General features: G+C 68.8%; 28 protein-coding genes. 8 read left to right on the top strand and 20 right to left on the bottom strand.

Translation table 11 applies throughout. The features are described 5' to 3' along the window. Positions 1-38 precede the first annotated feature (38 nt). Both ASC79_RS12515 and wrbA read left to right on the top strand, forming a co-directional pair. A complete protein-coding gene (locus ASC79_RS12515; RefSeq protein WP_056016642.1) occupies positions 39-737 on the top strand; it encodes a pirin family protein in 699 nt (232 codons plus the stop codon). 150 nt (positions 738-887) lie between these two features. Beyond that, positions 888-1,487: an NAD(P)H:quinone oxidoreductase gene (gene wrbA, locus ASC79_RS12520; RefSeq protein WP_056016645.1), complete on the top strand. Its 600-nt coding sequence runs from the start codon at positions 888-890 to the stop codon at positions 1,485-1,487. 88 nt (positions 1,488-1,575) lie between these two features. Here wrbA and ASC79_RS12525 read toward each other — a convergent pair whose 3' ends face one another. Further along, positions 1,576-2,553: a nitronate monooxygenase family protein gene (locus ASC79_RS12525; RefSeq protein ID WP_056016646.1), complete on the bottom strand. Its 978-nt coding sequence runs from the start codon at positions 2,551-2,553 to the stop codon at positions 1,576-1,578. A gap of 208 nt (positions 2,554-2,761) precedes the next feature. Then, positions 2,762-3,544 carry an SDR family NAD(P)-dependent oxidoreductase gene (locus ASC79_RS12530; protein ID WP_056016649.1) on the bottom strand — a complete coding sequence of 261 codons (783 nt, stop codon included), beginning with the start codon at positions 3,542-3,544 and terminating at the stop codon, positions 2,762-2,764. A gap of 131 nt (positions 3,545-3,675) precedes the next feature. On the opposite strand from ASC79_RS12530, the gene ASC79_RS12535 reads away from it, so the two are divergent. The 3 genes from ASC79_RS12535 to ASC79_RS12545 all read left to right on the top strand — a co-directional run bounded on the left by ASC79_RS12535 (position 3,676) and on the right by ASC79_RS12545 (position 5,411). After that, positions 3,676-4,482 (top strand): glutathione S-transferase family protein, encoded by an 807-nt coding sequence (locus ASC79_RS12535; RefSeq protein ID WP_056016650.1) that lies wholly within the window; start codon positions 3,676-3,678, stop codon positions 4,480-4,482. Between the two features lies 1 nt (position 4,483). Beyond that, complete coding sequence (locus ASC79_RS12540) at positions 4,484-4,897, top strand: HXXEE domain-containing protein (protein WP_056016654.1); 414 nt, start codon at positions 4,484-4,486, stop codon at positions 4,895-4,897. A gap of 73 nt (positions 4,898-4,970) precedes the next feature. Beyond that, positions 4,971-5,411, top strand: coding sequence for a hypothetical protein (locus tag ASC79_RS12545; RefSeq protein ID WP_156378256.1), 441 nt, complete (start codon positions 4,971-4,973; stop codon positions 5,409-5,411). A 24-nt stretch (positions 5,412-5,435) separates the two neighbouring features. Here ASC79_RS12545 and ASC79_RS12550 read toward each other — a convergent pair whose 3' ends face one another. From ASC79_RS12550 to ASC79_RS12560, 3 genes are read right to left on the bottom strand one after another with little or no spacing between them, the layout of a single operon-like run. Continuing rightward, complete coding sequence (locus tag ASC79_RS12550; protein ID WP_056016660.1) at positions 5,436-6,233, bottom strand: 3-hydroxybutyrate dehydrogenase; 798 nt, start codon at positions 6,231-6,233, stop codon at positions 5,436-5,438. Positions 6,234-6,237: 4 nt separating this feature from the next. Further along, a complete protein-coding gene (yaaA, locus tag ASC79_RS12555) occupies positions 6,238-7,038 on the bottom strand; it encodes a peroxide stress protein YaaA (RefSeq protein ID WP_056016663.1) in 801 nt (266 codons plus the stop codon). A gap of 6 nt (positions 7,039-7,044) precedes the next feature. Next, positions 7,045-8,454, bottom strand: coding sequence for an FAD-binding oxidoreductase (locus ASC79_RS12560; RefSeq protein ID WP_056016666.1), 1,410 nt, complete (start codon positions 8,452-8,454; stop codon positions 7,045-7,047). 114 nt (positions 8,455-8,568) lie between these two features. Here ASC79_RS12560 and ASC79_RS12565 point away from each other — a divergent pair, with 114 nt between their 5' ends. Continuing rightward, a complete protein-coding gene (locus ASC79_RS12565; protein WP_056016669.1) occupies positions 8,569-9,753 on the top strand; it encodes a serine hydrolase in 1,185 nt (394 codons plus the stop codon). Here the strand turns inward: ASC79_RS12565 and ASC79_RS12570 are convergent. The 7 genes from ASC79_RS12570 to ASC79_RS12595 all read right to left on the bottom strand — a co-directional run bounded on the left by ASC79_RS12570 (position 9,716) and on the right by ASC79_RS12595 (position 15,378). Beyond that, positions 9,716-10,612 (bottom strand): dienelactone hydrolase family protein, encoded by an 897-nt coding sequence (locus tag ASC79_RS12570; protein WP_056016672.1) that lies wholly within the window; start codon positions 10,610-10,612, stop codon positions 9,716-9,718. The genes ASC79_RS12565 and ASC79_RS12570 overlap by 38 nt on opposite strands. A 377-nt stretch (positions 10,613-10,989) precedes the next feature. Continuing rightward, the gene (locus tag ASC79_RS12575; RefSeq protein WP_056016673.1) at positions 10,990-11,271 is read right to left on the bottom strand and encodes a BrnA antitoxin family protein; all 282 of its coding nucleotides are present in this window, start codon (positions 11,269-11,271) and stop codon (positions 10,990-10,992) included. After that, the gene (locus ASC79_RS20785; protein ID WP_082532092.1) at positions 11,225-11,503 is read right to left on the bottom strand and encodes a BrnT family toxin; all 279 of its coding nucleotides are present in this window, start codon (positions 11,501-11,503) and stop codon (positions 11,225-11,227) included. Before ASC79_RS20785 ends, ASC79_RS12575 begins: the two co-directional genes overlap by 47 nt. Before the next feature lie 547 nt (positions 11,504-12,050). Then, entirely contained in the window at positions 12,051-12,500 is a 450-nt protein-coding gene (locus ASC79_RS12580) for a hypothetical protein (protein ID WP_056016676.1), read from the bottom strand. Positions 12,501-12,729: 229 nt separating this feature from the next. After that, positions 12,730-13,188 (bottom strand): hypothetical protein, encoded by a 459-nt coding sequence (locus ASC79_RS12585; RefSeq protein WP_056016682.1) that lies wholly within the window; start codon positions 13,186-13,188, stop codon positions 12,730-12,732. A gap of 4 nt (positions 13,189-13,192) precedes the next feature. Next, positions 13,193-14,158 (bottom strand): L-threonylcarbamoyladenylate synthase, encoded by a 966-nt coding sequence (locus ASC79_RS12590; protein WP_056016685.1) that lies wholly within the window; start codon positions 14,156-14,158, stop codon positions 13,193-13,195. After that, positions 14,089-15,378 carry a YceI family protein gene (locus ASC79_RS12595; protein WP_056016688.1) on the bottom strand — a complete coding sequence of 430 codons (1,290 nt, stop codon included), beginning with the start codon at positions 15,376-15,378 and terminating at the stop codon, positions 14,089-14,091. The genes ASC79_RS12590 and ASC79_RS12595 overlap by 70 nt, the downstream gene beginning before the upstream one ends. Before the next feature lie 343 nt (positions 15,379-15,721). Between ASC79_RS12595 and ASC79_RS12600 the strand changes: the two genes are divergently transcribed. Further along, entirely contained in the window at positions 15,722-17,464 is a 1,743-nt protein-coding gene (locus ASC79_RS12600) for an acyl-CoA dehydrogenase (RefSeq protein ID WP_056016691.1), read from the top strand. 3 nt (positions 17,465-17,467) lie between these two features. On the opposite strand, the gene ASC79_RS12605 is transcribed toward ASC79_RS12600, so the two are convergent. Further along, positions 17,468-17,950 carry a peroxiredoxin gene (locus tag ASC79_RS12605; protein ID WP_056016694.1) on the bottom strand — a complete coding sequence of 161 codons (483 nt, stop codon included), beginning with the start codon at positions 17,948-17,950 and terminating at the stop codon, positions 17,468-17,470. Between the two features lie 114 nt (positions 17,951-18,064). On the opposite strand from ASC79_RS12605, the gene ASC79_RS12610 reads away from it, so the two are divergent. Next, positions 18,065-18,634 carry a YqgE/AlgH family protein gene (locus tag ASC79_RS12610; protein WP_056016697.1) on the top strand — a complete coding sequence of 190 codons (570 nt, stop codon included), beginning with the start codon at positions 18,065-18,067 and terminating at the stop codon, positions 18,632-18,634. Here ASC79_RS12610 and ASC79_RS12615 read toward each other — a convergent pair. The 7 genes from ASC79_RS12615 to ASC79_RS12645 form a co-directional block, all read right to left on the bottom strand. Continuing rightward, entirely contained in the window at positions 18,631-20,289 is a 1,659-nt protein-coding gene (locus tag ASC79_RS12615) for a bifunctional diguanylate cyclase/phosphodiesterase (protein WP_056016700.1), read from the bottom strand. The genes ASC79_RS12610 and ASC79_RS12615 overlap by 4 nt on opposite strands. A 60-nt stretch (positions 20,290-20,349) precedes the next feature. Further along, on the bottom strand, positions 20,350-20,961 hold the full coding sequence (locus tag ASC79_RS12620; RefSeq protein ID WP_056016703.1) for a GNAT family N-acetyltransferase: 612 nt from the start codon (positions 20,959-20,961) through the stop codon (positions 20,350-20,352). 64 nt (positions 20,962-21,025) lie between these two features. After that, a complete protein-coding gene (locus tag ASC79_RS12625) occupies positions 21,026-22,303 on the bottom strand; it encodes a pitrilysin family protein (RefSeq protein ID WP_235528650.1) in 1,278 nt (425 codons plus the stop codon). Next, positions 22,290-23,684, bottom strand: a complete 1,395-nt coding sequence (gene thrC, locus ASC79_RS12630) for a threonine synthase (protein ID WP_056016709.1) — start codon at positions 23,682-23,684, stop codon at positions 22,290-22,292. Before thrC ends, ASC79_RS12625 begins: the two co-directional genes overlap by 14 nt. Continuing rightward, positions 23,684-24,409 carry an SURF1 family protein gene (locus ASC79_RS12635; RefSeq protein WP_056016712.1) on the bottom strand — a complete coding sequence of 242 codons (726 nt, stop codon included), beginning with the start codon at positions 24,407-24,409 and terminating at the stop codon, positions 23,684-23,686. The genes thrC and ASC79_RS12635 overlap by 1 nt, the downstream gene beginning before the upstream one ends. Continuing rightward, positions 24,402-24,758 (bottom strand): DUF983 domain-containing protein, encoded by a 357-nt coding sequence (locus ASC79_RS12640; RefSeq protein ID WP_056016715.1) that lies wholly within the window; start codon positions 24,756-24,758, stop codon positions 24,402-24,404. The genes ASC79_RS12635 and ASC79_RS12640 overlap by 8 nt, the downstream gene beginning before the upstream one ends. 10 nt (positions 24,759-24,768) lie before the next feature. Further along, positions 24,769-25,644 carry a cytochrome c oxidase subunit 3 gene (locus ASC79_RS12645; RefSeq protein WP_056016718.1) on the bottom strand — a complete coding sequence of 292 codons (876 nt, stop codon included), beginning with the start codon at positions 25,642-25,644 and terminating at the stop codon, positions 24,769-24,771. Between the last annotated feature and the right edge of the window lie 64 nt (positions 25,645-25,708).

Raw genomic sequence — 25,708 nt, forward strand, 5'->3', positions numbered from 1 at the left:
GGACGGCCCAAGCAGACCCGTCCCCCGGAGCTACGAAGATGATCGACATCCGACCCTTCAACACCCTCGGCGGCGCCAACCACGGCTGGCTCGACGCCAAGCATCACTTTTCGTTCGCCGAGTACCACGATCCGAAGCGGATGAGCTGGGGCGCCCTGCGCGTCTGGAACGACGACAAGATCGCTCCGAACTCCGGCTTCCCGCCGCACCCGCACGCGAACATGGAGATCATCACCTACGTTCGCACCGGGGCGATCACCCACCAGGACAGCCTGGGCAACCAGGGCCGGACCGAGGCGGGCGACGTGCAGGTGATGAGCGCCGGCTCGGGCATCCGTCACGCCGAGTACAACGTCGAGAACGAAGACACGACGCTGTTCCAGATCTGGATCCTGCCGACCAAGGCCGGCGGCGAGCCCTCCTGGGGCGCCAAGCCCTTCCCCAAGGGCGACCGCTCCGGGAAGTTCGTGACCTTGGCCAGCGGCATCGACGGCGATGAAGGCGCCTTGCCGATCCGCGCCGACGGCCGGGTGTCCGGCGCCACGCTGAAGGCTGGTGAAACCACCGAGTACCAGCTTGGCGAAGGCCGCTACGCCTACCTCGTGCCCGCCACCGGCGCGATCGAGGTCAACGGCGTGAAGGCCAACGCCCGCGATGGCCTGGCCATCCGCGACGAAGCGACGATCCGCGTCACGGCCCTGGAGGACGCCGAACTCGTCCTCGTCGACGCCGCCTGACCCCCGAGCGAAGTCCGATTGGACTTCGCTCAACCCTACGAAAACTAGAGGCTTTCCTCGCCGGAACGGCGCGGAAGCCTCTAGCGGCCCGGACGCCGCCCCCCGCGTCCGGGCCGCCCCTTTTTCTCACACCGAATGCCAGGAACCCCGATGACCAAAGTCCTCGTGCTCTACCACTCGACCTACGGCCACATCGAAACCATGGCCAAGGCGGTCGCCGAAGGCGCCCGCGAGGCCGGCGCGACCGTCGACATCAAGCGCGTCCCGGAAACCGTTTCCGACGAGCTCGCCAAGGCTTCGGGCTACAAGCTCGACCAGGAGGCGCCGGTCGCCACGGTCGATGACCTGGCGAACTACGACGCCATCATCGTCGGGGTCGGCACCCGCTACGGCCGCATGGCCTCGCAGATGGCGGCGTTCTGGGATCAGACCGGCGGGCTGTGGGCCAAGGGCGCCCTGGTCGGCAAGGTCGGCGGCGTCTTCACCTCCACCGCCACCCAGCACGGCGGCCAGGAGACGACGATCATCTCAACCATCACCCAGCTGCTGCACCACGGCATGGTCATCGTCGGCCTGCCCTACGCCTGGGCCGGGCAGATGAAGCTGGACGAGATCACCGGCGGCAGCCCCTACGGCGCCTCGACCATCACGGCTGGGGACGGCTCGCGCCAGCCCAGCGCCAACGAACTGGACGGCGCGCGCTTCCAAGGCCGCCACCTGGCCCAGATTGCGGCCAAGGTCGCAGCGTAAGGTCCAGTACGCAGGCGGAAGGCGCACACCCCTTCCGCCGCAACGCCGAGCCCGTCCCCGCCAGCCCCGGGGGCGGGCTCTTTGCTGTCTAGGCCGGCACGCCGGCGCGCAGCTTGGCCGTGCGGTCGATCGCCGCCTCGGCTTCCTTGATCAGGTTGGCGACGATCGTGGCCGCCGGCAGCACCTCGTGCACGCCGCCCGCCGACTGGCCCATGGCGAAGCACGAGCGGTCGGGGTCCAGGCCCTCGATCTGGCCGCCGATGCCGCCCATCACGCCCTCGCGGGTCGACAGCATCGCCTGCATCGGGAAGGGTTGGATGTCCTGCGGGCGGGTCTCCCACTCCTCGACATAGGGGTTCTTCTTCACGCGCATCGGCTTGCCGGAGTAGGAGCGCGTGCGCACCGTGTCCTCGTCGGCCGCCTCAAGGATCGCCTGGCGATAGAGCTCGCCGGCATGCGCCTCCTGCGAGGCGATGAACCGCGTACCCATCCAGACGCCGGTCGCACCCAGGGTCAGGGACGCGGCCAGGCCCCGGCCGTCATAGAGGCCGCCGGCCGCCACCACCGGGATCTTCACCGCCTCGACCGCCTGGGCCACCAGCGGCATGGTGCCGACCAGGCCCGTGTGCCCGCCGCCCTCGCCGCCCTGGCAGATCACAGCGTCGCAGCCGGCCTGCTCGGCCTTCACCGCGTGCTTCACCGCCCCGCAGACGACCATGACCTTGAGGCCGGCCTTCTTGAGCTTCTCCATGATCGGCATCGGCACGCCGAGACCGGCGACGAAGGACGAGGCGCCCTCCTCGATGATGATCTCCACAGAGGCGGTCAGGCTCTCCGGGCTGGCGGCCAGCAGGTCGACGCCGAACGGCTTGTCGGTCAGGCTTTTGACCTTGCGCATCTCGTCGCGGATGAAGTCGGGCGTGCGGCCGGCCATGCCCAGCACGCCATAGCCGCCGGCGTTGGACACCGCGGCCACCAGTTCGGCGTAGGAGACGCCGCCCATCCCGGCCAGCATGATCGGGTGCTTCACACCCAGCAGATCGCACAGCGGAGTATGCAGGCTCATCGAAATCCTCCCGAATTTTATGGTCGGGAGGATGGCGCCAGGCGGGCGCCAAGGAAACTATGACCCGACGTCATTCATCGTCGCCGCCGAGGTGTCATCCCGGTTTGCGCGTCAGGATGCGGCTCGGCCGCGCCCTTCCATCGTGATCGGGCGGCAATGGGTCCCGGTCTTCGCCTCACGGCGAAACCGGGATGACAGCCATTGTAGATCAGAAGATCGCGTAGCCGCCGTCGATCAGCACCGAGTCCCCGGTGTGGAAGGCCGAGGCGTCGGAAGCGAAGTAGACCGCCATGCCGCCGAAATCGGCCGGCTTGCCCCAGCGCCGCATCGGCACGCGCTTGATGACGCTGTCGTTGAACTTGTCGTTGTCCTGTGCGCCGGCGGTCATGTCGGTGGCGATCCAGCCGGGCAGGATGCAGTTGGCCCGCACGCCATAGCGCGCGTGCTCCACCGCGATCGCCCGGATCATCGGGATCAGCGCGCCCTTGGTGGCCGCATACGCCTCGTTGCGCGCCGCCCCGTCCAGGGCCGAGAGCGAGGAGATCGCCACCAGCGAGCCGCCATGGTCGCCCTGCCCCGAGCGCTCGACCATGTGCTTGCAGGCCTCGCGGAAGGTGAAGAACACGCCGTCCAGATTGACCGACAGCACCTTGCGATAGGTGGCGGTGTCGAACTCGGCGAACGACTTGGCGCCGCCGCCGATGCCGGCGTTGGCGACCACAGTGTCGACCCGGCCCATCTTGCTGACCGCCTCGACCATGCCCGCGCGCACGGCTTCCTCGTCGGCGACATTGACCACCTGGGTCAGCACGCGCACGCCGGTGGCCTTCAGCTTCTCGGCCGCATCGACGTTCTTCTGGGCGTTCGAGCCCCAGATGACGATGTCGGCCCCGGCCTGGGCCATGGCCTCGACCATGCCGAAGCCGATGCCGCCGTTGCCGCCGGTGACCAGCGCCACCTTGCCGGTCAGGTCGAATGGTTTGTAGGCCACGAGCGCCTCCCTCGTTTTTCAAACGTTTGTTGGGCCACAAGGAGCGGCCTTCCGCGGGGGCCGTCAAGGCGCCCCTGTTGACTTCCGCGGCGCAAGGACGGCTCGATCATGACGCTGGAGGTAGCCGCGCCATGCTGAAGCTCTACGACCACCCGCTTTCGCCCTACGCCCAGAAGGTCAAGATCGCCCTGCGCGAGAAGGGCCAGCCGTTCGAGACCCTGACCCCCGGCGGCCTCGGCGCCGGCGGCGCGGCCGGCGAATTCCTGCAGGCCAATCCCCGCGCCGAAGTCCCGGCCCTGGTCGACGGCGAGGTCCGCGTCTTCGACTCGACCATCATCCTGGAATACATCGAGGACCGCTGGCCCGACCCGCCGCTGCTGCCCTCCGGCCCTGCCGAACGCGCCCGCGTTCGGATGCTGGAGGAGGCGATGGACACCCACTTCGAGGCGATCAACTGGGGCCTGTCGGAGATCCGCTGGTTCCGCCGCGCCGAGGGCGAGCTGGAACGCACCCTGCTGGCCAGAGCCGCCAGCCAGACACGCCGCTGGTACGCCTGGCTCGAAGACGAGCTGGCCGATCGCACCTGGTTCAACGGCGAGACCTTCGGCTGGGGCGACCTGGCCGTCGCGCCCTATCTGAACGGCTCGGTCGGCCACGGCCTGCCGCCCGACAAGGGTACGCGCCTCGCCGCCTGGCTGGAGCGCGCCAACGCCCGCAGCTCGGTCGCCCGCACCGCCGAGGAGGCGGCCGCCTCATCCCGAGCCGCGGCCATGCCCAATGTCGCCGAACTGGTCCGTCAGGGCCTGTTCAAGCGCGAGTACCGCGACCACCGGCTGGAGTGGATGATCAAGAGCGGCGGGGCCCAGGTGGTGATCGACGGCCTGGCCAGGGACAACATCCGCTTCAGCCCGGACTTCGGTCCCCGGCCGGCCGACTGAGATGGGCCGGCGTCGCGGCGCGGGTCTGGCGCTGATCGCGGCGCTCGCCTTGCACAACCTCGAGGAGGGCCTCGCCTACGCGCTGCTTAGGGGCCAGGTCGAGGCGATGCTGGACGCCTACGGCCTGGTCGGGTGGCGCCCGGAGCCGGCGGTCTTCGCCCTAGCCCTGACCTTCCTGACGCTCGCCATCGGCGCCCTGGCCGCGTGGGCGGCCACCGGCGTCTCGACGGCCGCCAAGATCCTCGCGCTGCGGGCGGTGGCCGTCCTGCTGCTGGTCAATGTGCTGGCGCCCCACCTCCCGGCCGCCTGGGCGTTCGGCGGCTATGCGCCCGGCGTGGTGACCGCCGTGCTGGTCAACCTGCCGGTCTCGATCTGGGTGCTGCTGCGGCTGCGACAGCCCGCACAACCTGGATAACGTTGTTCTTTGAACTACAGCAGAGCAAGCTCCCGCTGCGCAGACCCGCGCGATAGACGACAGGAGAGTTTGCGTGAGAACTATTCTTGCAGCCGCCGCTCTGGCCCTGGGACTCAGCAGCGCCGCCATGGCCCAGAACGCGCCCAGGACCTACGACCTGGGTCCTGTCTGGCAGATCTCCTACATCGAGACCAAGGCCGGCATGTTCGATGACTACCTGGCCTATCTGAACTCGACCTGGCGCAGCATCCAGGAAGCCGAGAAAGCCCGGGGCGACGTCCTCGACTACCGTGTGCTGGCGATCGACTCCCCCCGCGACGGCGAGGCCGACGTCGTCCTGATGGTCCAGTACAAGAACATGGCCGTGTTCGACCGCAGCCTAGAAGAGGGCGAAGCCGTCATGGCCAAGGCCTTCGGCAGCGTCCCGAAGAGCAACCAGGCCGCGGTCTCGCGCGAGTCCGTCCGCGTCCTGCGCGGCGGCCTCACCGCCCGCGAACTGACCTTCAAGAAGTAGCCGCCCTCGGGGACGGCGGCCGCTCTAGGTCGCCGTCCAGCCGCCGTCCACCACCATCGCCGCGCCGGTCGCCGAGGCGCCCATGTCCGACACCAGATACAGCAGCATGCCCGCAAGGTGTTCGTACTCGACGAACTTCTTGTTCGGCTGGGCGGCCAGGATGACCTCTTCCATCACCCGGTCCTCGGGGATGCCGCGGGTCTTGGCCTGATCGACGATCTGCGCCTCGATCAGCGGCGTCTTCACATAGCCGGGGCAGATGGCGTTCGCGGTGATGCCCGTCCGCGCCAGCTCGACGCCGAGGCCCTTGGTGAAGCCGACCACCCCATGCTTGGCCGCCACATAGGGCGCCTTGAACGGCGAGGCGACCAGGCCGTGCGCCGAGGCGATGTTGACGATCCGCCCGCGCCCTTGCGCCTTCATGATCGGGATCGCCGCGCGGCTGGCGTGGAAGGTCGAGGACAGGATGATCGCGATCAGCGCATCCCACTTCTCGGGCGGGAACTCATCGACCGGGGCGACATGCTGGATGCCGGCGTTGTTGACCAGGATGTCCAGCCGGCCGAACTCGCGCACCGCGTATTCGATCAGGTCGGTGATCTCGTCCGGCTTGGTCATGTCCGCGCCGTGGTAGCGGATCGCCGCGTTGGTCCGCGCCTGCAGCGCAGCGCGGTCGGCCTCGATCTTGGCCGGATCGCCAAAGCCGTTGAGGATGACGTTGACGCCCTGCTCGGCCAGCGCGGCGGCGAGCGCCTGGCCGATGCCGCTGGTGGAGCCGGTGATGACGGCCACATGGCCCTGCAGCCCATAGTCCACGGCCATCCGATCAGTCCTTCTGCTTTTTAGCCGCTGACGGCGGCGGAGGCTGGGGCCGCGAGAACACCCACTCGGTGTCGCTCGAGGCGCTCTTCTGGAAACGATAGCCTTCGCTGTCGAAGGCCTTGAGATCCTCGGCCTTCTCGACGCCGTGGTCGATGGCGTATCGCGCCATCAGCCCGCGCGCCTTCTTGGCGTAGAACGAGATGATCTTCGAGGCGCCGTCCTTCTCTTCGAAGAACTTGGCCGTCACCACCGGCAGCTTGATCGCGTCCCGGTCGACCGCGCCGAAGTATTCCTGGCTGGCGCAGTTCACCAGCGTCGGGTCCTTGTGCCCGCTCCCAGCCTCGTTCAACGCGGCCGAGATCTTGTCGCCCCAGAAGTCGTAGAGGCTGGCGCCGCGCTTGGTCTTGATGCGCACGCCCATCTCCAGGCGGTAGGGCTGGATCGCGTCGAGCGGCCGCAGCACGCCGTACAGGCCCGACAGGATCCGCAAGTGCTTCTGGGCGTAGTTCAGGCCCTTCTTGTTCAGCTCCCGCGCCTTCAGCCCAGAATAGACGTCGCCGTTGAACGCGAACGCCGCCTGCAGGCCGTCCTCCATCGCCGGGTCGAAGGCCTGGAAGCGCTCGCGGTTCAGCGTCGCCAGATTGTCCGACAGGTCCATCATCTTCTTCAGGTCCGAGACCTTCAGCTTCTTGGCCGTGACGCTCAGCTCGGCGATGTCCTCGGCCATCTGCGGCGTCGTCATCGGGGCGGCGCCGTCCGGCCGCGTGAAGTCGAGCGCCTTGGCGGGAGAGATGACGATCAGCATGGGGACTCAGAAATGGACTCGCGGATTCATGATCCGCTTCGGGTCCAGGCTTAGCCGGATCGCCGAGAGCGCCGCAACCTCGACCGGCGACTTGTAGCGCCTCGCCTCCTCGGTCTTCATCGATCCCAGCCCATGCTCGGCCGAGATCGAGCCGCCCATCGAGGCGACGATGTCGTGCACGATGCGCGAGCCCTCGCTCCGCAGCGCCGAATGCGCCGCGTCGTCGCCGCCGTCCGGGCGGATGACGTCGTAGTGGATGTTGCCGTCGCCGACATGGCCAAAGGCGGTGACGCGCGCGCCGGGAACCAGCGCCTCCATCCGCGCCGTCGCCTCGTTCAGGAACGCCGCCACCCGGCTGACCGGCACCGAGACGTCGTGCTTCCAGGTCGCGCCTTCCGGCTTCTGGCCCGGCGACTGGTTCTCGCGCACCGACCAGAACGCCTGCGCCTGCGCCTGGCTCTGGGCGACTGCCGCGTCACGCACCAGCCCGTCCTCCAGCGCCGCGCCCAGCAGCCGCTCCATCGCGCTTTCGGCCGCGCCCGGCTCGCCCGAGGCGATCTCGATCAGCACGTACCAGGGATGGATTTCAGCTAACGGGTCGCGCTGGTTGGGAATGTTCTTCAGCACGAAGTCGACGCCCCGCCGGCCCATCAGCTCGAAGGCCTCGACCGCGCCGCCCGCCTCGTCCTTGGCCCGGGCCAGCAGCCGGATCGCCGCCTCCGGATTTTCGACCGCGGCGATGGCGGTGGCCCGCGAGACCAGCACCGGGAACAGCTTCAGGCTGGCGGCGGTGACGACGCCCAGCGTGCCCTCCGCCCCGATCAGCAGCTGCTTGAGGTCATAGCCGGTATTGTCCTTGCGCAGGCGCTTGAGCCCGCTCCAGATCTCGCCATTGGGCAGCACCGCCTCCAGCCCCAGCACCAGGTCGCGGGTGTTCCCATAGCGCAGCACCGCCGTGCCCCCGGCGTTGGTCGAGATGATCCCGCCGATGGTCGCCGTGCCCTGCGAGGCGATGTCCAGCGGGAAGCGCCGCCGCTTCTCCAACGCCGCCTCGTGCGCGGCCTGCAGCGTCACCCCGGCCTCGGCCACCAGCACGTCGTCGAAGGCGTCGACGTCGCGGATCGCCCGCATCCGCTCGGTCGACAGCAGGATCTCGCCCAGCGGGATCTGCCCGCCGACCAGGCCGGTGTTGCCCCCCTGCGGCACCACCGGCGTCCCCGACTCCGCGCAGACGCCGATCACCGCGGCCACCTCGGAGGTCGTCTTCGGCAGCGCCAGGAACGGCGTGTTCCCCTGCCAGCGGTCGCGCCACTCCACCAGCTTGGGCGCCAGCCGCTCAGGATCCTGGCTCCAGCCACCCTCGCCGAGCACGGCCTTGAGACGGGAAATGACGTCGGCGGGAACGGAAACGGTCATGGCGCGACCCTAGGCCCGACGAGACGCGCAGCCAACATCGCCCGTTGACAGCCCCCCGCTGATCATCCCCGCTGGCGGGCGACGAGAGCCTCATCAGAGGCCGGGGGAGGAAGCATGGGTTCGCAGACGATACAGGCGCTGCTCGACGCGGCCGTGGCCAGGGGCGCGGCGCCGGGCCTCACCGCCGCCGTCGCCTTCGCCGACGGGACCGACAGCTTCTACGCCGCCGGCGTCCGCGGCGCCTCGGACCCGACGCCGATGGCGCCGGACGACACCTTCTGGATCGCCTCCTGCACAAAGGCGATCACCTCGGCGGCGGCGCTGCAGCTGGTCGAGCGCGGGGTGCTCGATCTCGACGCGCCGGTCGGCGAGCGGCTGCCCAACCTCGCCGCGCCGCAGGTGCTGGACGGCTTCGGGCCCGACGGCGCGCCGCGCCTGCGCCCGGCCGCCAAACCGCTGACGCTTCGCCGCCTGCTGACCCACACCTCGGGCCTAGCCTACGACTTCTTCCACGCCGACCTCGCCCGCTACTACGCCCAGGTCGGCGGCAGCCTGATGGAGAGTGCGCCCGGCGCGCCGGTGCTGGCCTTCGATCCGGGCGAGGGCTGGCAATACGGCATCGGGATCGACGCGGTGGGCTGGCTGGTCGAGCAGGCGACGGGCCAGGGCCTCGACGCCTATGTCGCCGAGCACGTCACCGGCCCGCTCGGCATGACCGACACCGCCTTCGTGTCCACGCCCGAACTGGACGCCCGCGCCGCCTGCATGCACCACCATGCGCCGGACGGCGCCTTCATCCCCGTGCCGCCCCTGCCCTCCTCGCCCGCCTACTACGGCGGCGGCGGCCTGCGCTCCACGGCGCCCGACTACCTGAAGTTCCTCCGCGCCGTTCTCGCCGAAGACGGCGGCGGCGTGCTGGGACCCAAAACGCTCGCCTGGCTGCGAGAGGCTGACAGCGCCATCCACGCCGGCGACCTTTCCACCGCCATGCCGCCGATCAGCCACGACTTCCGCCCCATGCCCGGCACGCCCAAGACCTGGACGCTGGGCTTCCTGCGCAACGAGGCCGACGTCCCCGGCATGCGCCGCGCCGGCAGCCTCGCCTGGGGCGGCCTGGCCAACTGCTACTACTGGGCTGACCCGGCCAGCGGCGTGGCCGGCATGCTCTGCGGCCAGTTCCTGCCCTTCGCCGACCCCGGCATGCTGGCGACCTTCGAGGCCTTCGAGCGGGCGGTCTACGCGCAATTGGCGCTGCGCCTCCCTACCGCGGCGGCGCCGGGGTCTGCAGCCAGCCGATGAACTGCCGGTGGATCCTGGCGGTGGCGGCGGGGTCGAAGCGGAAGGCCGATTCCGGGGTCTGAACCCGCTCGTCGAAGGCGTGGGTGACGCCGGGAACCACGGTGACCTCTACCGTGGCCCCGGCCGCCTTCGCACGCTCGACCAGCGGCGTGCAGCCGGCCGGGGGCTGAATGACGTCGCGCTCGGCCATCACCAGGTCGACGCCGCCGCTCCAGGTCCAGTCGCGGCGGCCGCCGCGGGCCGGCGGCGCGCAGAACGGATAGGTCAGGCGGATCGCCTCGACCCCGGCCATGGTCTGCTGGAAGTCCGCATCGCCATGCAGGGTGACCAGGTCGCCGAGCGCCCAGCCGCCATGGCTCCAGCCGGCGACGCGCACGTGTCTGTGGTCGACGCGCGGGTCCTGGGCCAGCAGGTCCAGCCCGGCCAGGATGTCGGCGGTCCGGAACAGCCCCTGCAGCCGCGCCCCGGCGCAGACGCGCCTGCGCGCCCAGTCCGGATCCCAGCCGCGCGGGCCATAGCTGTCGAGGATCGCCGCCGCCCATCCGGCCTGCAGCGCCGACTGCGCATACTCGTCCATGATCGGGTTGGGGCCCTCGCCGCGACGGATGCCGCCGCAGCCGGGGATGAGCAGCACGGTCGGGAACGGGCCGGGGCCGGGCGGAGTGTGCAGCGTCAGGCCCGAGGCCATGAACGCAGCATGCGCCGCGCGCGGCTGCTGCGCCAGGAACGAGGGGTGCGAGCCCTTCCAGACATAGGCGGCGACCGCCGCCGCGACCAGCAGCACGACCACCCCAGCCGCCAGCAACAACAGCTTGAAGAGGCTGCCCAGGCGAAAGCGGCGTTTGGACTTGTCCGACATCGCCGCCAGCTTCGACCGCCGCCGCCGCGAGGCAATCCCGACGCGCCCTCACGTCCGGCGGGGAAACACCTGAGGTGGGGGAACGGGGCGCGGAGGCTGAGGTAGTGGTCACCGAGCCTGGCTTTGCGCTGGATCTGGCCGGCGTCTACCTTGGGGCGGTAAGGGTGTAGGTTGGCGTCGCGCCGCTGTGGCGGCCCGCAGCGTCTTTGCGTATTTGGAGCGTGTGAACAGAGGCTCTCGTTACTGCTAGGACGAGGGTTTGCGACGCCGCAAACATGATGCCAGAGTTGATTCTTCATGCGAAGCGAAGAATGAGCCGCCGACTACTTTCGAACCTGCGTGGACATAGACCCACTCTAACGAAGAGGCGGTCAAAGCTAAACCTTGACCGCCTTCCGAAGTAGTTCGTTTATTCGGCTCTGCCAGCCTGGCCCGGTTGCTCGAAGCAGTTCGACTAGGTCACTGTCGAGGCGGATCGTGACCTGCTGCTTGGGGTTCTCGAGCTTGGGGCGCCCCCTCTTTGTCAACGTACCCGAAGCGGGGCGGATGATGCGGTCATCTTCACGTACCTCAGCACGCTCGAAGACATCGTCCGCCCATTCGGGCGCGTCGTCAGAGTCCACCCAAGCTCGCTCTATAACGCTCTTTTTCTCTATCATTGCACTTCCTCATCGAGATGATGTGGCGTGCTTTACCGCGCGGGGTCCACACAACCATGAGGGTCGAGCGAACGAGCCGACCTATGGTCTGATATCTCACCTCGCCATAATCCGTTCTGTCGTCCTCGACAGTTAGAGTTAGACCAGCGAATATCTTGCCCGCGTCAGCAAAGTCTAGCCCACGGTTCTCTAGAGTTAGCTTCCTCTTCTTCTCGTCATAACTTGTCTCCATTTTCTCTTCCCCTTGAAATGAATTTTGTAAGCCATGGCGATCTCCTGTTTGAGAAGCGCGGCCGGGATGGCCACGTTCGTCCCCCTATTGCGGTTTGCTCCGCGAATTGATGTAACTACAAAAATGATTTGGGCGCAAGGGTTTTTGTAACTACAGGAATAGGGGCCTGAGAATGGTGCGCCAATTGGAGCGGACACAACCCCTTGAGGTCTCCGCGCAAATCACCCTTACATGTGGTCAAGGTCGCCTCGCGCGCCTGGCAAAGCCCTGGTTTTTGGTCGGGGCTTTTGCTGTCGAGGCGGAGAGCGAGTGAGCGAAGCAGATGCGCGACAAACGCCACGTAGGCGAAAGCGCATTGGGAGTTACTTCAGGCTTTTGATCGCGGCCGTCGCCGCCTCGATGCTTTGGAGCTTCTTCCTCAACGAGTATGAGTCGCTGGTTGCGGGCGCGCTGACCGTCCTGGGGTTGCTTCTATTCCACCGTGCTTGGCGGAAGTGGCTGCCCAAGAACAAGACACCGCCCTAACCCGGCGGGGTCTTGCTTTGGATCAGGCGACCGGAACGTTAATCGCTGACTTGCACGCTTGACATTCGAGCCGCTCACGGCTGTTGAAGCGGCCGAGGTTCTGAAGCACCGATCGCCTGCCCGTCTCAAAGCACTGAACGCAAGCGAAATGGTCCGGATCGGACCCCAACGTCTCAGCCTGGGGCTTATAGGCGAAGACGCCCTTTCCGAGGTCGGTAAGCTGGTAGCGGTCTGCCGTCGCAGACCATGCCGCCAGTCTGTCCAGTTCCGCGCGAAGTGCACGGATTTCATCGACAAGCTCCATCTGTTCGCTCTGGGCGGTGATTGCGCCCTGTTGAGCCGCGAGAATGATCGACTGGAGTTCGATCACCTTGCTCTGAATGACGGCCTGATCGCGTAGCGTCAGAAACCCATTCGCGATTTCGCCTGCGGTCTTGAGGCTGGCGATCGCGGCAGCAATTGATAGTGCCATGGGGTCCCCCCGCTAATTGTGGCCCGCATAACTGCGGGCCCGGCTTTGAAAAACAATCAGAAAAATCGAACATAGCCCAACGTTACGGTGCTCGCCCCACGAAGGGGCTCTGGCCGCCGTGATCACAGCAATGAGGCGATGCGCGCCGCAGGTGTCGCAAAGCTCCCGGCGGTACTCGATTGGGATCAGTTCTCCCCCGTGCCACAGCCCGGTAGCCCACGAGCCACAGTCAGACGCCCCGATCAGCCCATTGCTTCGTGACGGCTTCCAAATGCGATTGCAGCCGCACATCACCTTCTTGGTCATCCGGATCGCCGGCGAAGTAGGCGAGGCCAAGCGCCGCTCGCTGGCCGTCGTATCGCGCGATGTCATCCATGAGGCGCCTGCAAGCCTCGTAAGACAACGGCTCGGCATTGATGAGCGCCACCGCACACCGCAGCACCGCCTCCTTCAAGGGATGCTCAATACCCTTCGCCCATTCGTCGAGGAGTTCGAGTTGTCGACCCGGGGCGACCTTGCCGGGGATCGCTGGCCTGCAAATCTCGTTGAGCACGCAACAGCAGGCGTTGAATGAGATGCTCCTCGCCTCATCAATGAGGCCGGACGCGACGCCCCTGTCGTCATGCGAAAAGCGAACGAAGAGGTCCGAGGCAAAGGAAATCTCCTTGTCGGCGTCGAAGTCCAGCATGCCCCTACCCGACAAACCCCGCCGCGCGCTTCAGGCGGTCGTTGATCGCTTCGCCCAGGCCCTCGTGCGGGATCGGGGCGACGGCGATGGCGGCGGGCGCGGTGCGGTCGGCGTCGCGCAGATAGGCGAAGAGGCGGGCGGCGGCCTCGCGCAGGTCGCCGGTCGGGCTGAGGTTCCAGCGGTGCTCGCCGGGCCCGAAGGCGAGGTACGCCTCCCCCGGCTGCGGGGCGGCGACGTTCAGGCGCACCGGCGCCTTGGGCGAATAGTGACGGGCCAGCCGGCCGGGCGAGCGCTTGGCGTCGGCCTGCGCCTCGGCCAGCGGGCCGATCACCGCCTCGATCTCTTCGCGGGTCACCGAGCCGGGCCGCAGCAGCCGCGGCTGGTCGAGCAGCGAGACCACCGTCGACTCCAGGCCGACCTCGCAGGGGCCGCCGTCGAGGGCGGCGGCGACCTTGTCCCCCGTCTCCTCCATGGCGTCGGCATAGTTGGTCGGGCTGGGCCGCCCCGAGCGGTTGGCCGAGGGCGCCACCACCGGCCCGCCGAACCGCGCCAGCAGCGCGCGGGCCAGCGGATGGGCCGGCGCGCGCACCGCCACGGTGTCGAGCCCGGCGCGGGCCAGGTCGCTCACCGCTTGGGTGTCGGCGACCGGCAGCACCAGGGTCAGGGGGCCGGGCCAGAACGCCTTGGCCAGGGCGCGGGCGCGCTCGTCGAACACGGCGATCTTCTCCGCGCCCGCCAGGTCGGCGACATGCGAGATCAGCGGGTTGAAGCTCGGCCGGCCCTTGGCCTCGAAGATCGCGGCGACGGCCTGCGGGTCGCCGGCGTCGCCCGCCAGCCCGTAGACCGTCTCGGTCGGCAGGATGACCAGCTTGCCCGCGCGCAGCGCCTGGGCGGCGGCCTCTAGCGCCGCGTCGCCGTCAGGTTGACGCTGACCTTCACCTCGGCCGGAATTTGATCGGTGCTCTTCCACTCGCCCTGTCCGACGCCAAAGGCCGTGCGGTCCAGGGTGGTTACACCGCTGACGCGCGCCTTGTCGCCCTCGATCTTGAGCGTGAACGGCAGCCGCAGCGGCTTGGAGACCCCACGCAGGGTCAGCGTCCCGATGGCGACATAGCGGTTCTCGCCGGTCTTCTCGAAGCGCGTGGCGGTGAAGGTCGCCTTGGCGTGGCTGGCGGCGTCGAACCAGTCGGCGCCCTGCATGGACTCGTCGCGCTGGGCGTCGCCGCTGACCGCCGAGGCCAGGTCGATACTGACGCTGACCTTGGATGTGTCGAGCGCCTGCGGACTGAACAGGATGTCGGCGGTCCACCGGTCGAAGCGGCCTTCGATCGCCGAGCCGCCCCACGAGGTGGCGAAGCCCAGGGTCGAACCGGCGTTGACCTTCCAGGCCGACGGGCCGGCGGCTTCGGCCGGGGTCTCCGCGGCGGGCGCAGTTTCGACCACCGCCGGCGCGGCGGCCTGCGGGGTCTCGACCGGAACCTCCGGGGCGGCGGGCGGGGGCGCGGGCAGCGGCTTGGAGGCCGGCGGCGCGGGCGCCGCGGCGTATCCGGCGCCGATCACCGCCAGGGCGGCGACGACGATGGCGACCAGCCGCGGGTCGAACCAGGCGCCCGGCTTGGCCCCAGGCGCCATGTGCGCCAGCACCGGCTCGTCCTTGCTGAACAGCTGGTGCTTGAGCGCCCCGGCCACGTGCAGCGCCACCAGGACATAGGCGCCCCAGGCCAGGACCTCGTGCCCGGTCTCGCCGAAGGCGTGCCAGGCGCTCTTGGCCGGCTCGGCCAGGTGCGCCAGTCCCGGCACGTGCGGCCAGGGGATGACGCCAAAGAGCAGGGTCGGCACCTGGATGCGGCTCGCCGAGACCATGATCCAACCGGTGATCGGCAGGCCGATCATGATCGCGTAGAGGCCGACATGCGCGACCTTGGCCAGCGCCTTCTCCCAGGTCGCCATGCCGGCGGGCAGCGGCGGCGGCCGATGCGTCAGCCGCCAGCCCAGCCGGACCAGGCTGAGCAGCAGGACCGTGATCCCGATCGACTTGTGCAGCTGGACGAGCGCGAAGCCCTCGGGCGTGCGCCCCCCGCCCATCCGCCAGGCGATGATCACCTGGAACACGATCGCCGCGGCGATCAGCCAGTGCAGGACGATGGCGACAGCGCTGTAACGACTGCGCGCCTGGGGGGCCTCGGGCATGGACGATCTACTCTGAACTCGACACGACTGCGGACGCCCTGCGCCGATCCGGCAGGTTCGTGGACGACGTCCGGGAAAACCTGCCGATAGGGCTCAGTTGCGTTCCAGGTTCACATATGGGCGTCGGTCGGCCGATCTGGCTAGGCCTCGCTGCCGCGGCGTCTGCAACGCACCGTTTCGCCCGCTGCAACGGCAGCGCTTCGACGGGAGCGCCGATCCTTCTGGCGGCCGAATTCGGTCATCCAACCCCTTGATCAGCCTGAAGCTTGCATTTTGCAACTCGTTGGCGCTTGGAGCGCCGCCGCGCCTCCCCTAAAGAACGCCTGACATATCGGAGTTCAGCATGTCCTACCGCGCGCCCATCCGTGACCTCGCCCTCTCGCTGCGGATCGCCGGCCACCCGGCGCTCGTATCCGGCGCCTTCGCCGATCTGGATGACGATACGGTCAGCGCGGTGCTGGAGGCGGCTGGCGCCTTCGCCGAGGAGCAGCTCGCGCCCCTGAACCGCAAGGGCGACCAGGTCGGCGCCCGCTATGAGAACGGCGCGGTGATTTCGGCCCCAGGCTTCGCCGACGCCTACCAGGCCTTTGTCGCCGGCGGCTGGAACTCGCTGTCGGCCGATCCCGAGCACGGCGGCCAGGGCCTGACCAAGGCCATGGAGCTGGCGGTGTTCGAGATGGTCCAGGCCGCGAACATGGCCTTCGGCCTCTGCCCGATGCTGACCCAGGGCGCGATCGAGGCGCTCGACCTGCACGGCTCCGAGCGCCAGAAACGCCTGGTCCTGCCCAAGCTGGTCTCAGGCGAATGGACCGGCACCATGAACCTGACAGAGCCGCAGGCCGGCTCGGATCTCGCCGCCGTCACCACCCGCGCCGAACCGGACGGGAACGGCGGCTATCGCCTGTACGGCCAGAAGATCTTCATCACCTGGGGCGACCACGACGCCGCCGACAACATCTGCCATCTGGTGCTGGCCCGACTGCCCGACTCCCCGCCCGGGGTTAAGGGCATCTCGCTGTTCCTGGCCACCAAGCGCGAGGTCCTCGACGACGGCTCGCTGGGCGTCGCCAACGACCTGCGCGCCGGCTCGATCGAGCACAAGCTGGGCATCCACGGCTCGCCCACCTGCGTCATGCTGTTCGAGGGCGCCAAGGCCGAGCTGGTCGGCGAGATCAACAACGGCATCGCCCATATGTTCGTGATGATGAACGCCGCCCGCCTGCAGGTCGGCGTTCAGGGCGTCGGCATCGCCGAGCGCGCCTTCCAGCAGGCCCTGGCCTTCGCCCAGGAGCGCAAGCAGGGCCGCGCCGTATGGTCGGCCGAAAACCCCGCCCCGCTCTATGGCCACCCCGACGTGCGCCGCTCGCTGCTGCTGATGAAGGCCAAGATCGAGGCCGCCCGCGGCATCTGCCTGACCACCGGCGTGCTGGCCGACCAGGCCCGCCTGGCCCAGAACGAAGCCGAACGCGCCACCGCCAAGGCCCGCCAGGAGCTGCTGACCCCGATCGCCAAGGCCTGGTCCACCGACATCGGCGTCGAGGTCGCCTCGATGGGCGTGCAGATCCACGGGGGCATGGGCTTCATCGAGGAGACCGGCGCAGCCCAGCACTATCGCGACGCCCGCATCGCCCCGATCTACGAAGGCACCAACGGCATCCAGGCCATCGACCTGGTCGGCCGCAAGGTGTCGATGCAGGACGGCGCGGTGATGGACGCGCTCTGCGCCGAGATGCACGCCACGGCCGAAACGCTGGGCGGCGAGCTCGCCCCGGTGGGATCGCGCCTAGAGGCCGGCGTCGCGGCCCTCGAACGGGCCACCGACTGGGTGTTGCAGAACAAGGGCCCCAACGCCCTGGCGGCCGCGACGCCCTATCTGAAGCTGGCCGGCGACGTCATCGGCGGCTGGATGCTGGCCAAGCAGGCGCAGGCCGTGGCCGACGGCGCCGACGACTGGTCTCGCAGCAAGGCCGCCCTGGCGCGCGTCTTCGCCAGCCAGGTCCTGGCCCAGGCTCCGGGCCTGGCCGAGGGCCTGATGGAAAGCGCCGACGACCTCGAGGCCGTCGGCGCGCAGGCTCTGGGCGTCTAGCCTCTAGAGCTGGGCCAGCATGTAGTCGGCGGCCGAGACCTTGAACTCGCCGGGCGCCTCGACATTGAGCTCCTTCACGACGCCGTCCTCGACGATCATCGAGTAGCGCTGCGAGCGGACGCCCATGCCGAACTTCGAGCCGTCCATCTCCAGGCCGATGGCCTTGGTGAAGTCGCCGTTGCCGTCGCCCAGCATCAGGATGTCGCCCAGCACCGACTGGCTCTCGCCCCAGGCCTTCATGACGAAGGCGTCGTTGACCGACACGCAGGCGATGGCGTCCACGCCCTTGGCCTTGAAGTCGGCCACGTGATCCTTGAAGCCCGGCAGGTGGCGGGCCGAGCAGGTCGGGGTGAAGGCGCCGGGCACCGCGAACAGCGCGACCTTCTTGCCGGCGAAGACTTCGTCCGTCGTCATCGGCTTGGGACCTTCGGCGGTCCCGGCGGAAAAGGTGGCGGCGGGCAGCTTGTCGCCGACTTTGATGGTCATGATCTGTCTCCCTGATCAGCTCAGGCCACCAGATAACCACCTATGCGGCTGCATCAACGGCCTTGTGTAACGCTAAGACTTGAAAGCGCCGCGATCCGCGTCAAATTTCGTGGAATGGGAGACGGCGCGTTTCTTTCCGGCCAGATGCTGATCGCCATGCCCGGCATCGGCGACCCGCGCTTCGAGCGCGCCCTGGTGCTCATCTGCGCCCATGACGAGAGTCACGCCATGGGAATCGCGGTCAATCGGCCGGTCGAGGGGCTGACCCTCCCGGACCTGCTGGGGCGGCTCGACGTGAAGCTCTCGATCGATGTGCCGCCTGACCTGGTCCTGCTGGGCGGGCCGGTCGATCGTGAACGCGGCTTCGTCCTTCACACCGACGACTACATGGCCGGCGAGCACAGCATGGAGGTCGGCGACGGCGTGGCCCTGACCGCCACCCGCGAGGTGCTGGAAGCCATGGGCGGCCATGGCCATCCGCCGCGCCGCGCGCTGCTGGCGCTCGGCTATGCCGGATGGGGTCCGGGGCAGTTGGAACGCGAGCTGCGCGAGAACGTCTGGCTCACCTGCGAGCCTGACGAGACCCTGATCTTCGGCGACGACCACGCGCACAAGTGGTCGAACGCCCTGGCCAAGATCGGCGTCGACGCCAGCCTGCTGAGCTCGACCGCCGGCCGGGCCTAGCCGCGCGCCTTCACCGGCGCGGCGCCGTCCACATAGCTTTCGTTGAGATAGACCTCGGCCTCCTGCGGCGAGAGCGCCGGCGCGTAGCCGAAGCCCTGTCCGTAGTCGCAGCCGAGCGAGAGCAGCTGGCGGGCCATCTGGGCGTTCTCGACGCCCTCGGCCACGACCTCCAGCGAGAGGTCCTGGCCCAGCTTCACCACGGACGAGACGATCTTTGCAGAGCCCTCGTTGGTGGCCATGGTGCGCACGAAGTAGCGGTCGATCTTCAGGGTGTCGAACGGCAGGCGGGTCAGGTAGCTCAGCGACGAGAACCCGGTGCCGAAGTCGTCGAGGGCCAAGGCGGCGCCGGCTTCACGCAGGTTGCGCAGCACAATGGCGGCGCGGTCGGGGTCGCGCATGACGTCGCCTTCGGTGACTTCCAGCTTCAGCGCGCCCGGCGGCAGGCCGGTCTCGCGCCGGATCTCGGCGACGTCGGAAATCAGGTCGGGCCGGTCGATCTCGCCGGTCGAGAGGTTCACGGCGACGGTCAGTTCGCCGGCGGCGCGGTGATCGCGGCGCCAGCGGGCCAGTTGGTCGGCGGCCCGGCGCATCATCATCGCGCCTAGCTCGCTCATCAGGCCCATCTCCTCGCAGAGCGGCAGGAACTGGTCAGGTGTCAGCAGGCCGCGACGCGGATGGCGCCAGCGCACCAGCGCCTCGAAGCCCGACAGCGCTCCGGTGGAGAGCCGTACGATCGGCTGGTAGAACGGCACGATCTCATTGCGGCCGAAGGCGCCGCGCAGGTCGCTCTCCAGCGCCAGGCGCGAGAGGCCGTCGCTTTCCAGGCTGCGGCCATAAGCGGCCGCGCCGCCGCGTCCGCCGCTCTTGGCCGCTTCCACGGCCAGTTCGGCGCGGCGCAGCAGTTCGGCGGCCTCAGGCGCGTCCTCGCCGCCCGGCGCCTCGACGGCGCCGATGGAGAGGGTGGGATGGATGTCGAAGCCGGCGACGCGCAGCGGCTGCTCCAGCGCCTGACGCAGGGTCTCGGCCGCGGACATCTGGCTGACGGTGGTCAGCACGGCGAACTCGTCCTCGCCGACCCGGGCCAGCAGGGCGTGCGGCGGGAAGGCGGCGGCCAGGCGCGACCCGAGGGCGGCCAGGACCAGGTCGGCGCGCTCATGCCCCAGCGCCTCGTTCAGGCGGCGCAGGCGGTCGAGGTCGGCGACCACCAGTTCATATTGTCCGGGATGGGCCAGGCGTTCACGGGCCCGCGCCACGAAGCTCTTGCGATCGAGCAGGCCGGTCAGCCCGTCCTGGTCAGAGGCGGCGAACTTGGCTTCCGGCGCTACAACGCCGGCCGCGCGCAGGCCTTCCTCGAGCCAGACGCCGCGCCAGATGCAGACGCCGCCGCCGCGCATGCGCAGGCGGACGGAAATTTCGGTGCCCGGTTCCTGAACCCGCAGGACGTCTTCGGCCAGCGCCCGGTCAGGCGGCAGGGCCAGGGCCCGCATCGCCGCCGACGAGCACTCAGGCGCCAGCGGGCCCAGGCCCAGCGCGCGCGAGGCCCCGGTCAGGTGCAGGCGATCCTTTTCAGGCTCCCAGAGCCACAGGGCCACATCGGCGGCGCCTAGCGCCTCCAAGGTCGCGGTTGCGTCCCAGCTCCAACGATCGTTCGGCATTGTCTCAAGACATTTCAGGCCAACGCGCCGCAGAGCGGTTCGGCCCACGACAGCCGAGCGCTAAACAGACACTCCTTCGTCCGGCCCCTCGTGTCCCCTGAGTGGTGACACAAGACCGAACAGCACATGATCTCGCCAGACGCCGTTAATTTTCAGATAAGCCTGGGCGAGACCTTCCTCCTGAAACCCGGCACGGTTGAGGAGTTTGCGCGACGGCTCGTTGCTGGGCAGGCAGGCCGCTTCCAGCCGATGCAGCGCCAGGGTGCGGAAGGCGAACACCGTCAGGGCCCGCACCGCGCCGAGCGTTTGCCCTTGCCGCGCAAAGGGTTGGCCGCACCAGTAGCCCACAGAACCCATCTGCGCGACGCCACGCCGGATGTTGGAAAGCGTGATGCCGCCGGTCAGCGCATCGTCGCGCGTGCGGAAGACAAAGAACGGATAGGCTGTGCCGGCCTCACGGTCGCGGGCATAGGCCGTGAGCCTGCGGCGGAAGGCCGCACGGGTCAGATCGTCGGCCGGCCAGGTCGGTTCCCAGGGCTGGAGGAACTCGCGCGACTGGGTCCTCAGTTCACGCCACTCGGCGAAGTCGGCGGCGCGCGGCGGACGCAGACGCACGCCGTCGCCCTCGATGCGAAGGCCGCTTTCCGGCGCGATCCAGTCCAATAGGGCCATGGGCGGGAACGTCGCGGGATGCGCGGAATCCGTCAAGGCCAGCCTTCGTCCGACCGTCGTCGAACTAGCCGAACAGCGCCCGCTGGAAGGCGCCCTTGGCCTTCATCGCGCCCTTGGGCCCCAGCACGCTGGTCGCGGCCGTGCCCGGAGCCAGGATCTGGGCGCCCAGCCGCGCGATGTCGTCGGCGCTTACCGCGTCGATCTGGGCGGCCAGGTCGGCCGGCGGCAGGGTGCGTCCGAACAGCAGCACCTGAGCCGCCGCCTGCTCGGCGCGCGACAGCGGCTGCTCCCGGGCCATGAACATCGAGGCCTTCAACTGCGCCTTGGCGCGCGAGAGCTCGGCGGCCTCCACGCCGGCCGCCATGCCCTTGATCTCCTCGGCCGCGACCTTGGCCAGTTCGGCGGCGTCCTTGGCGGCGCAGCCGGCGAACACGCCCAGCACCCCGGTGTCGGCATAGGTCTCGGAATAGGCGTCGACGGCATAGGCCAGGCCACGCTTCTCGCGCGCCTCCTGGAACAGTCGCGAGGCCATGCCCCCGCCCAGGATCTCGGCATAGAGGCGCAGGGCGAAGTAGGCCTCGTCGCGCACGCCCACGGCCGGCAACAGGAAGACCAGATTCGCCTGCTCAAGCGACTTCGAGGTGGTCCGCGCGCCGCCGACGAAGCTCGCGGGCGATGGGACGCTCGCGCCCTCCCCGGCCGCCTGGCCGAAGTCGCGCTCGGCAAGCGCCAGCAGTTCGTCCTCGTCGACCGCGCCGGAGGCGGCCACCACCAGGCTGTCAGGGGCGTAGAGCGCGGCCCGCCAGTCGGCCAGCGTGGCCGGCGTGGCGCGTGCGATCGATTCGTCGGTGCCCAGGATCGGACGGCCCAGCGGCTGCCCTTCGAAGGCGGCCTGTTGGGCCATCTCGAAGACGTGGTCGTCAGGCGTGTCCGCGGCCTCGGCGATCTCCTGCCCCACGACCTGGATCTCACGGGCGAGGTCGCCGGCGTCCATGGTCGGCCGCTGCAACAGGTCGGCCAGCACCGCGCTGCCGAGGTCGAGGCCGCCCTTCAACGCCCGGATCTGGAAGCTGGTCCGTTCATAGCCGGTGGCCGCGTTGATCTGGCCGCCCTCGGCCTCGATCACCTCGACGATGTCGCGAGCCGAACGGTCGCCCGCGCCCTTGAACACCATGTGCTCGAGCAGGTGCGACCAGCCGGAACGGGCCTCGTCCTCCGATCGCGCGCCGCGACCGGCGACGACCGACAGCGCCAGGGTTTCGAGCCCATCAATGGGGTCGCAGACGACCCGGACCCCGTTCTTCAGCGTGTGGATGTTGGGCAGAGCCTCAGCCTTCCGCAAAGGCCCGCACATAGGCCTTGATGGTGTCCGCGTCGGCCGGAAGTCGGTCGAAGCGCTCGCTCTTGCCGGCCAGGTGCGCGGCGGTCCGCGGCATCACGGGCGTCTCGCCCGTGGCGGCCGCGACCGTCTCGGGGAACTTGGCCGGGTGGGCGGTCGACAGCACGACGATCGGCGCCGCAGTGGCGCCGCGTCCGCGCTGCATGCCGCAGACGCCGACTGCAGTATGCGGATCGATGAGCTCGCCCGTCTCGCGCAGGGTGGCGACGATGGTCCGCGTGGTGTCGCCCTCGCCGATGGCGATGCCGGTGAAGGTCTCGCGCATCGTGGCCAGGGCCTGCGGGGGAATGTCGACGCCGCCGGTCTCGGCGAAGGCGGAGAACGCGCGCGCGGTCTCCAGGCCGTCCCGCCGCACGCACTCGAAATAGAGGCGCTCGAAGTTCGAAGCGGACTGGATGTCCATGGCCGGCGACTGGGTCGGGGCGGTGACGCCGCGCACGTAGCGGCCGTCCTCGAAGGCGCGGGCCAGGATGTCGTTGGAATTGGTCGCGACGATGATCCGGTCGATCGGCAGGCCCATGCGCTTGGCCACGAAGCCCGCGAAGCCGTCGCCGAAGTTGCCCGACGGCACGGCGAACGAGACCGGCCGATGCGGGGCGCCCAGGGCCACCGCGGCGGTGAAGTAATAGACGCTCTGGGCGACGATGCGCGCGAAGTTGATCGAGTTCACGGCCGAGAGGCCGACCGACTGCTTCAGCGAGGCGTCGGAGAGCGAGGTCTTCAGGATCGCCTGGCAATCGTCGAAGTCACCGTCCACCGCCACGCAGCGGACGTTGTCCTCCTCGGCCGTGGTCATGAAGCGGCGCTGGACCTCTGAGATCCGGCCGTCGGGGAACATGACGACAATCTTGGTGTTGCTGCGCCCGCGGAAGGCCTCGACGGCCGCGCCGCCGGTGTCGCCGGAGGTCGCGCAGAGGATGGTCTGGGTCCGCTGCTGCTTGCCCAGCACGTGATCCGACAGCCGCGCCAGCAGCTGCATCGCCACGTCCTTGAAGGCCAGGCTCGGCCCATGGAACAGCTCGGCGATGAAGCCGCCCGGAGCGATCTGGCGAACCGGAACGACAGCGGCGTGGGCGAAGCTGGAATAGGCCTCGACGCACATCTCGCCGAGCGTCTCGCGATCGATCTCGTCGCCCACGAACTTGGCCAGCACCGCGGTCGCGACCTCGGCATAGGGCCGGCCGGCGAAGGCGGCGATCTCGTCGCGGGTGAACTCAGGCCACTCCTGCGGCACATAGAGGCCGCCGTCCGGCGCCAGGCCGGCGAGCACCGCATCGACAAAGCCGACCGAGGGCGACTGCCCCCGCGTAGAGACGTACCGCATCAAGACTTCCGTTTCCGCCAGAGCATGGCGGCATAGACGCCGACCAGGGCGGCGGCAAGGCCGAACCAGGTCAGGGCGTACTCGAGGTGACGGTTGGAGATTTCAGCCGGCAGGGGCGCTGGATCCAGCGCCTGCCAGTCGGGATTGGACGAGACCTCCGCCATCAGGAACAGCGGAGCCGGGGCGTCGGCCTTCAGCGCCAGGGCCATGGCCGCGGTGTCGCGGACGTACCAGCGGTTGCCGGCGACGTCGTTGGGCGGGCTGAACCGATTGCCCGGCTCCGGCGCGCGCAGCACGCCGACGATTTCCACCGGGGCCAGGTCTGAGACGTTCACCCGCGGTCGGGCCGAGACGTCGTCGCGAACGAACCCGCGGTCGACCAGGATGCTCTGGTAGCCGCCGCCGGCGACCCGGCAGGCCGAGATCAGGCGCGATCCGGCCTTGCCCTCGCGGACCGAGAATAGCTCCAGGAACGGCGCGCTGGCGAGACCGGGGCAGGTCAGCCGGACACGGGTGAAGTCGAGATCGGCGCCGGCGGCCATCCGCTCCAGCGCCGCTTCGCCCGAGGTGGCCGGGGCCGCCTGCAGGGCCGAGACCCGCGCCAGCAGCGCCTCCTTCCAGCTGAGGCGTTGGAGCTGCCAGCCGCCAAGCCCGAGGAGAATGATCAGGGAGACGCCGACCGCGATCGTCAGCCCGATGGGAAAACGACGGGCGACGTCAGTCATGGCGGGCTTCCGACGCCTTGTTGGCGAACTGCGCCGCCAGCATCAGGCCTTTCAACGGCCGCAGCAGGCCGATGCACACAGCCAGCGTCATGGGGAGGAAGATCAGGATGTGCACCCACACCGGGGGCGCGAAGGTCAGCTCGGTGAAGAGCATGGCGAAGGCGCAGACGAAGCCCGCGATCAGGATCACGAAGACCGCGGGACCATCGCCAGAGTCGGCCTTGGCCAGATCGTAGCCGCACCGCTCGCAGGCGGGGGCTACGTTCAGGAAGCCTTGGAACAGACGCCCCTCTCCACAGTTCGGGCAGCGGCCGCGAAGGCCCGCCAGCAGCGGATTGGGGCTGTCCATATCGGCGGGCCTAGTGGCCCGCCCCGCCGAACACCACGTAGATGAAGGCGAACAGGAAGAGCCAGACGACGTCGACGAAGTGCCAGTACCAGGCGGCGGCTTCGAAGCCGAAGTGCTTCTGCGGGGACATGCCGCCACGCAGCAGACGGATCAGGCAGATGGCCAGGAAGATCGTCCCGATCAGCACGTGGAAGCCGTGGAAGCCCGTGGCCATGAAGAAGGACGAACCGTAGAGGCCCGAGTTCTCCGCGCCTTCGCCGCCGAAGAAGTACTTGTGATCCAGGATGTGGATGTACTCGTACACCTGCACCAGGGTGAAGACGGCGCCGAGGGCGATGGTCAGGGCCAGGCCGATCTTGGTGCCCTTGCGGTCGCCTTGCTGGATCGCGTGGTGCGCCCAGGTGACGGTGGTGCCCGACAGCAGCAGGATCAGGGTGTTCAGCAGAGGCAGGTTCCAGGCCGGAACCGTCTCGATACCGGCAGGAGGCCAAGTGGCCCAGGCCGCGCGGACTTCCTCGATCGACGACAGCGTCCGGGCCTCATGGAAGAGGGCCATTTCGAAGAAGATCCAGAACCACGCCACGAAGAACATCACTTCGGACGCGATGAACATGATCATGCCGTAGCGCAGGCCGATCGAGACGACGGGGGTATGGTCGCCCGCCTTCGATTCCTTGATCACGTCCGACCACCAGCCCCACATGGTGTAGAGCACGCCACCGAGGCCGATGAAGAACACCCAGGGGAAGCCCTCCGGAAGGCCGAACATGCCCTTCATCCAGATGACCCCGCCGATCGCCATGATCGTCGCGGACAGGGAGCCCACGAGCGGCCACGGGCTGGGCGGCAGCAGGTGGTAGTCGTGCTTAACTTCGCCGTGGGCCATTTCGGTCCTAACCCCTCTCAGATCTCACAGACGCCAACCCCTCTCTCGGGCCGGCGAATGACAA

This window comes from Phenylobacterium sp. Root1290 (assembly GCF_001425305.1).
In the GTDB taxonomy this organism is placed as follows: domain Bacteria; phylum Pseudomonadota; class Alphaproteobacteria; order Caulobacterales; family Caulobacteraceae; genus Phenylobacterium.

Bases quoted from the DNA above. Each gene is read 5' to 3' on its own strand.
- ASC79_RS12515 (WP_056016642.1), top strand. From the start codon at position 39: ATGATCGACATCCGACCCTTCAACACCCTCGGCGGCGCCAACCACGGC.
- wrbA (WP_056016645.1), top strand. From the start codon at position 888: ATGACCAAAGTCCTCGTGCTCTACCACTCGACCTACGGCCACATCGAA.
- ASC79_RS12525 (WP_056016646.1), bottom strand. From the start codon at position 2,553: ATGAGCCTGCATACTCCGCTGTGCGATCTGCTGGGTGTGAAGCACCCG.
- ASC79_RS12535 (WP_056016650.1), top strand. From the start codon at position 3,676: ATGCTGAAGCTCTACGACCACCCGCTTTCGCCCTACGCCCAGAAGGTC.
- ASC79_RS12540 (WP_056016654.1), top strand. From the start codon at position 4,484: ATGGGCCGGCGTCGCGGCGCGGGTCTGGCGCTGATCGCGGCGCTCGCC.
- ASC79_RS12550 (WP_056016660.1), bottom strand. From the start codon at position 6,233: ATGGCCGTGGACTATGGGCTGCAGGGCCATGTGGCCGTCATCACCGGC.
- yaaA (WP_056016663.1), bottom strand. From the start codon at position 7,038: ATGCTGATCGTCATCTCTCCCGCCAAGGCGCTCGACTTCACGCGGCCG.
- ASC79_RS12560 (WP_056016666.1), bottom strand. From the start codon at position 8,454: ATGACCGTTTCCGTTCCCGCCGACGTCATTTCCCGTCTCAAGGCCGTG.
- ASC79_RS12565 (WP_056016669.1), top strand. From the start codon at position 8,569: ATGGGTTCGCAGACGATACAGGCGCTGCTCGACGCGGCCGTGGCCAGG.
- ASC79_RS12570 (WP_056016672.1), bottom strand. From the start codon at position 10,612: ATGTCGGACAAGTCCAAACGCCGCTTTCGCCTGGGCAGCCTCTTCAAG.
- ASC79_RS12575 (WP_056016673.1), bottom strand. From the start codon at position 11,271: ATGATAGAGAAAAAGAGCGTTATAGAGCGAGCTTGGGTGGACTCTGAC.
- ASC79_RS20785 (WP_082532092.1), bottom strand. From the start codon at position 11,503: ATGGAGACAAGTTATGACGAGAAGAAGAGGAAGCTAACTCTAGAGAAC.
- ASC79_RS12580 (WP_056016676.1), bottom strand. From the start codon at position 12,500: ATGGCACTATCAATTGCTGCCGCGATCGCCAGCCTCAAGACCGCAGGC.
- ASC79_RS12585 (WP_056016682.1), bottom strand. From the start codon at position 13,188: ATGCTGGACTTCGACGCCGACAAGGAGATTTCCTTTGCCTCGGACCTC.
- ASC79_RS12595 (WP_056016688.1), bottom strand. From the start codon at position 15,378: ATGCCCGAGGCCCCCCAGGCGCGCAGTCGTTACAGCGCTGTCGCCATC.
- ASC79_RS12600 (WP_056016691.1), top strand. From the start codon at position 15,722: ATGTCCTACCGCGCGCCCATCCGTGACCTCGCCCTCTCGCTGCGGATC.
- ASC79_RS12605 (WP_056016694.1), bottom strand. From the start codon at position 17,950: ATGACCATCAAAGTCGGCGACAAGCTGCCCGCCGCCACCTTTTCCGCC.
- ASC79_RS12610 (WP_056016697.1), top strand. From the start codon at position 18,065: ATGGGAGACGGCGCGTTTCTTTCCGGCCAGATGCTGATCGCCATGCCC.
- ASC79_RS12615 (WP_056016700.1), bottom strand. From the start codon at position 20,289: ATGCCGAACGATCGTTGGAGCTGGGACGCAACCGCGACCTTGGAGGCG.
- ASC79_RS12620 (WP_056016703.1), bottom strand. From the start codon at position 20,961: ATGGCCCTATTGGACTGGATCGCGCCGGAAAGCGGCCTTCGCATCGAG.
- thrC (WP_056016709.1), bottom strand. From the start codon at position 23,684: ATGCGGTACGTCTCTACGCGGGGGCAGTCGCCCTCGGTCGGCTTTGTC.
- ASC79_RS12635 (WP_056016712.1), bottom strand. From the start codon at position 24,409: ATGACTGACGTCGCCCGTCGTTTTCCCATCGGGCTGACGATCGCGGTC.
- ASC79_RS12640 (WP_056016715.1), bottom strand. From the start codon at position 24,758: ATGGACAGCCCCAATCCGCTGCTGGCGGGCCTTCGCGGCCGCTGCCCG.
- ASC79_RS12645 (WP_056016718.1), bottom strand. From the start codon at position 25,644: ATGGCCCACGGCGAAGTTAAGCACGACTACCACCTGCTGCCGCCCAGC.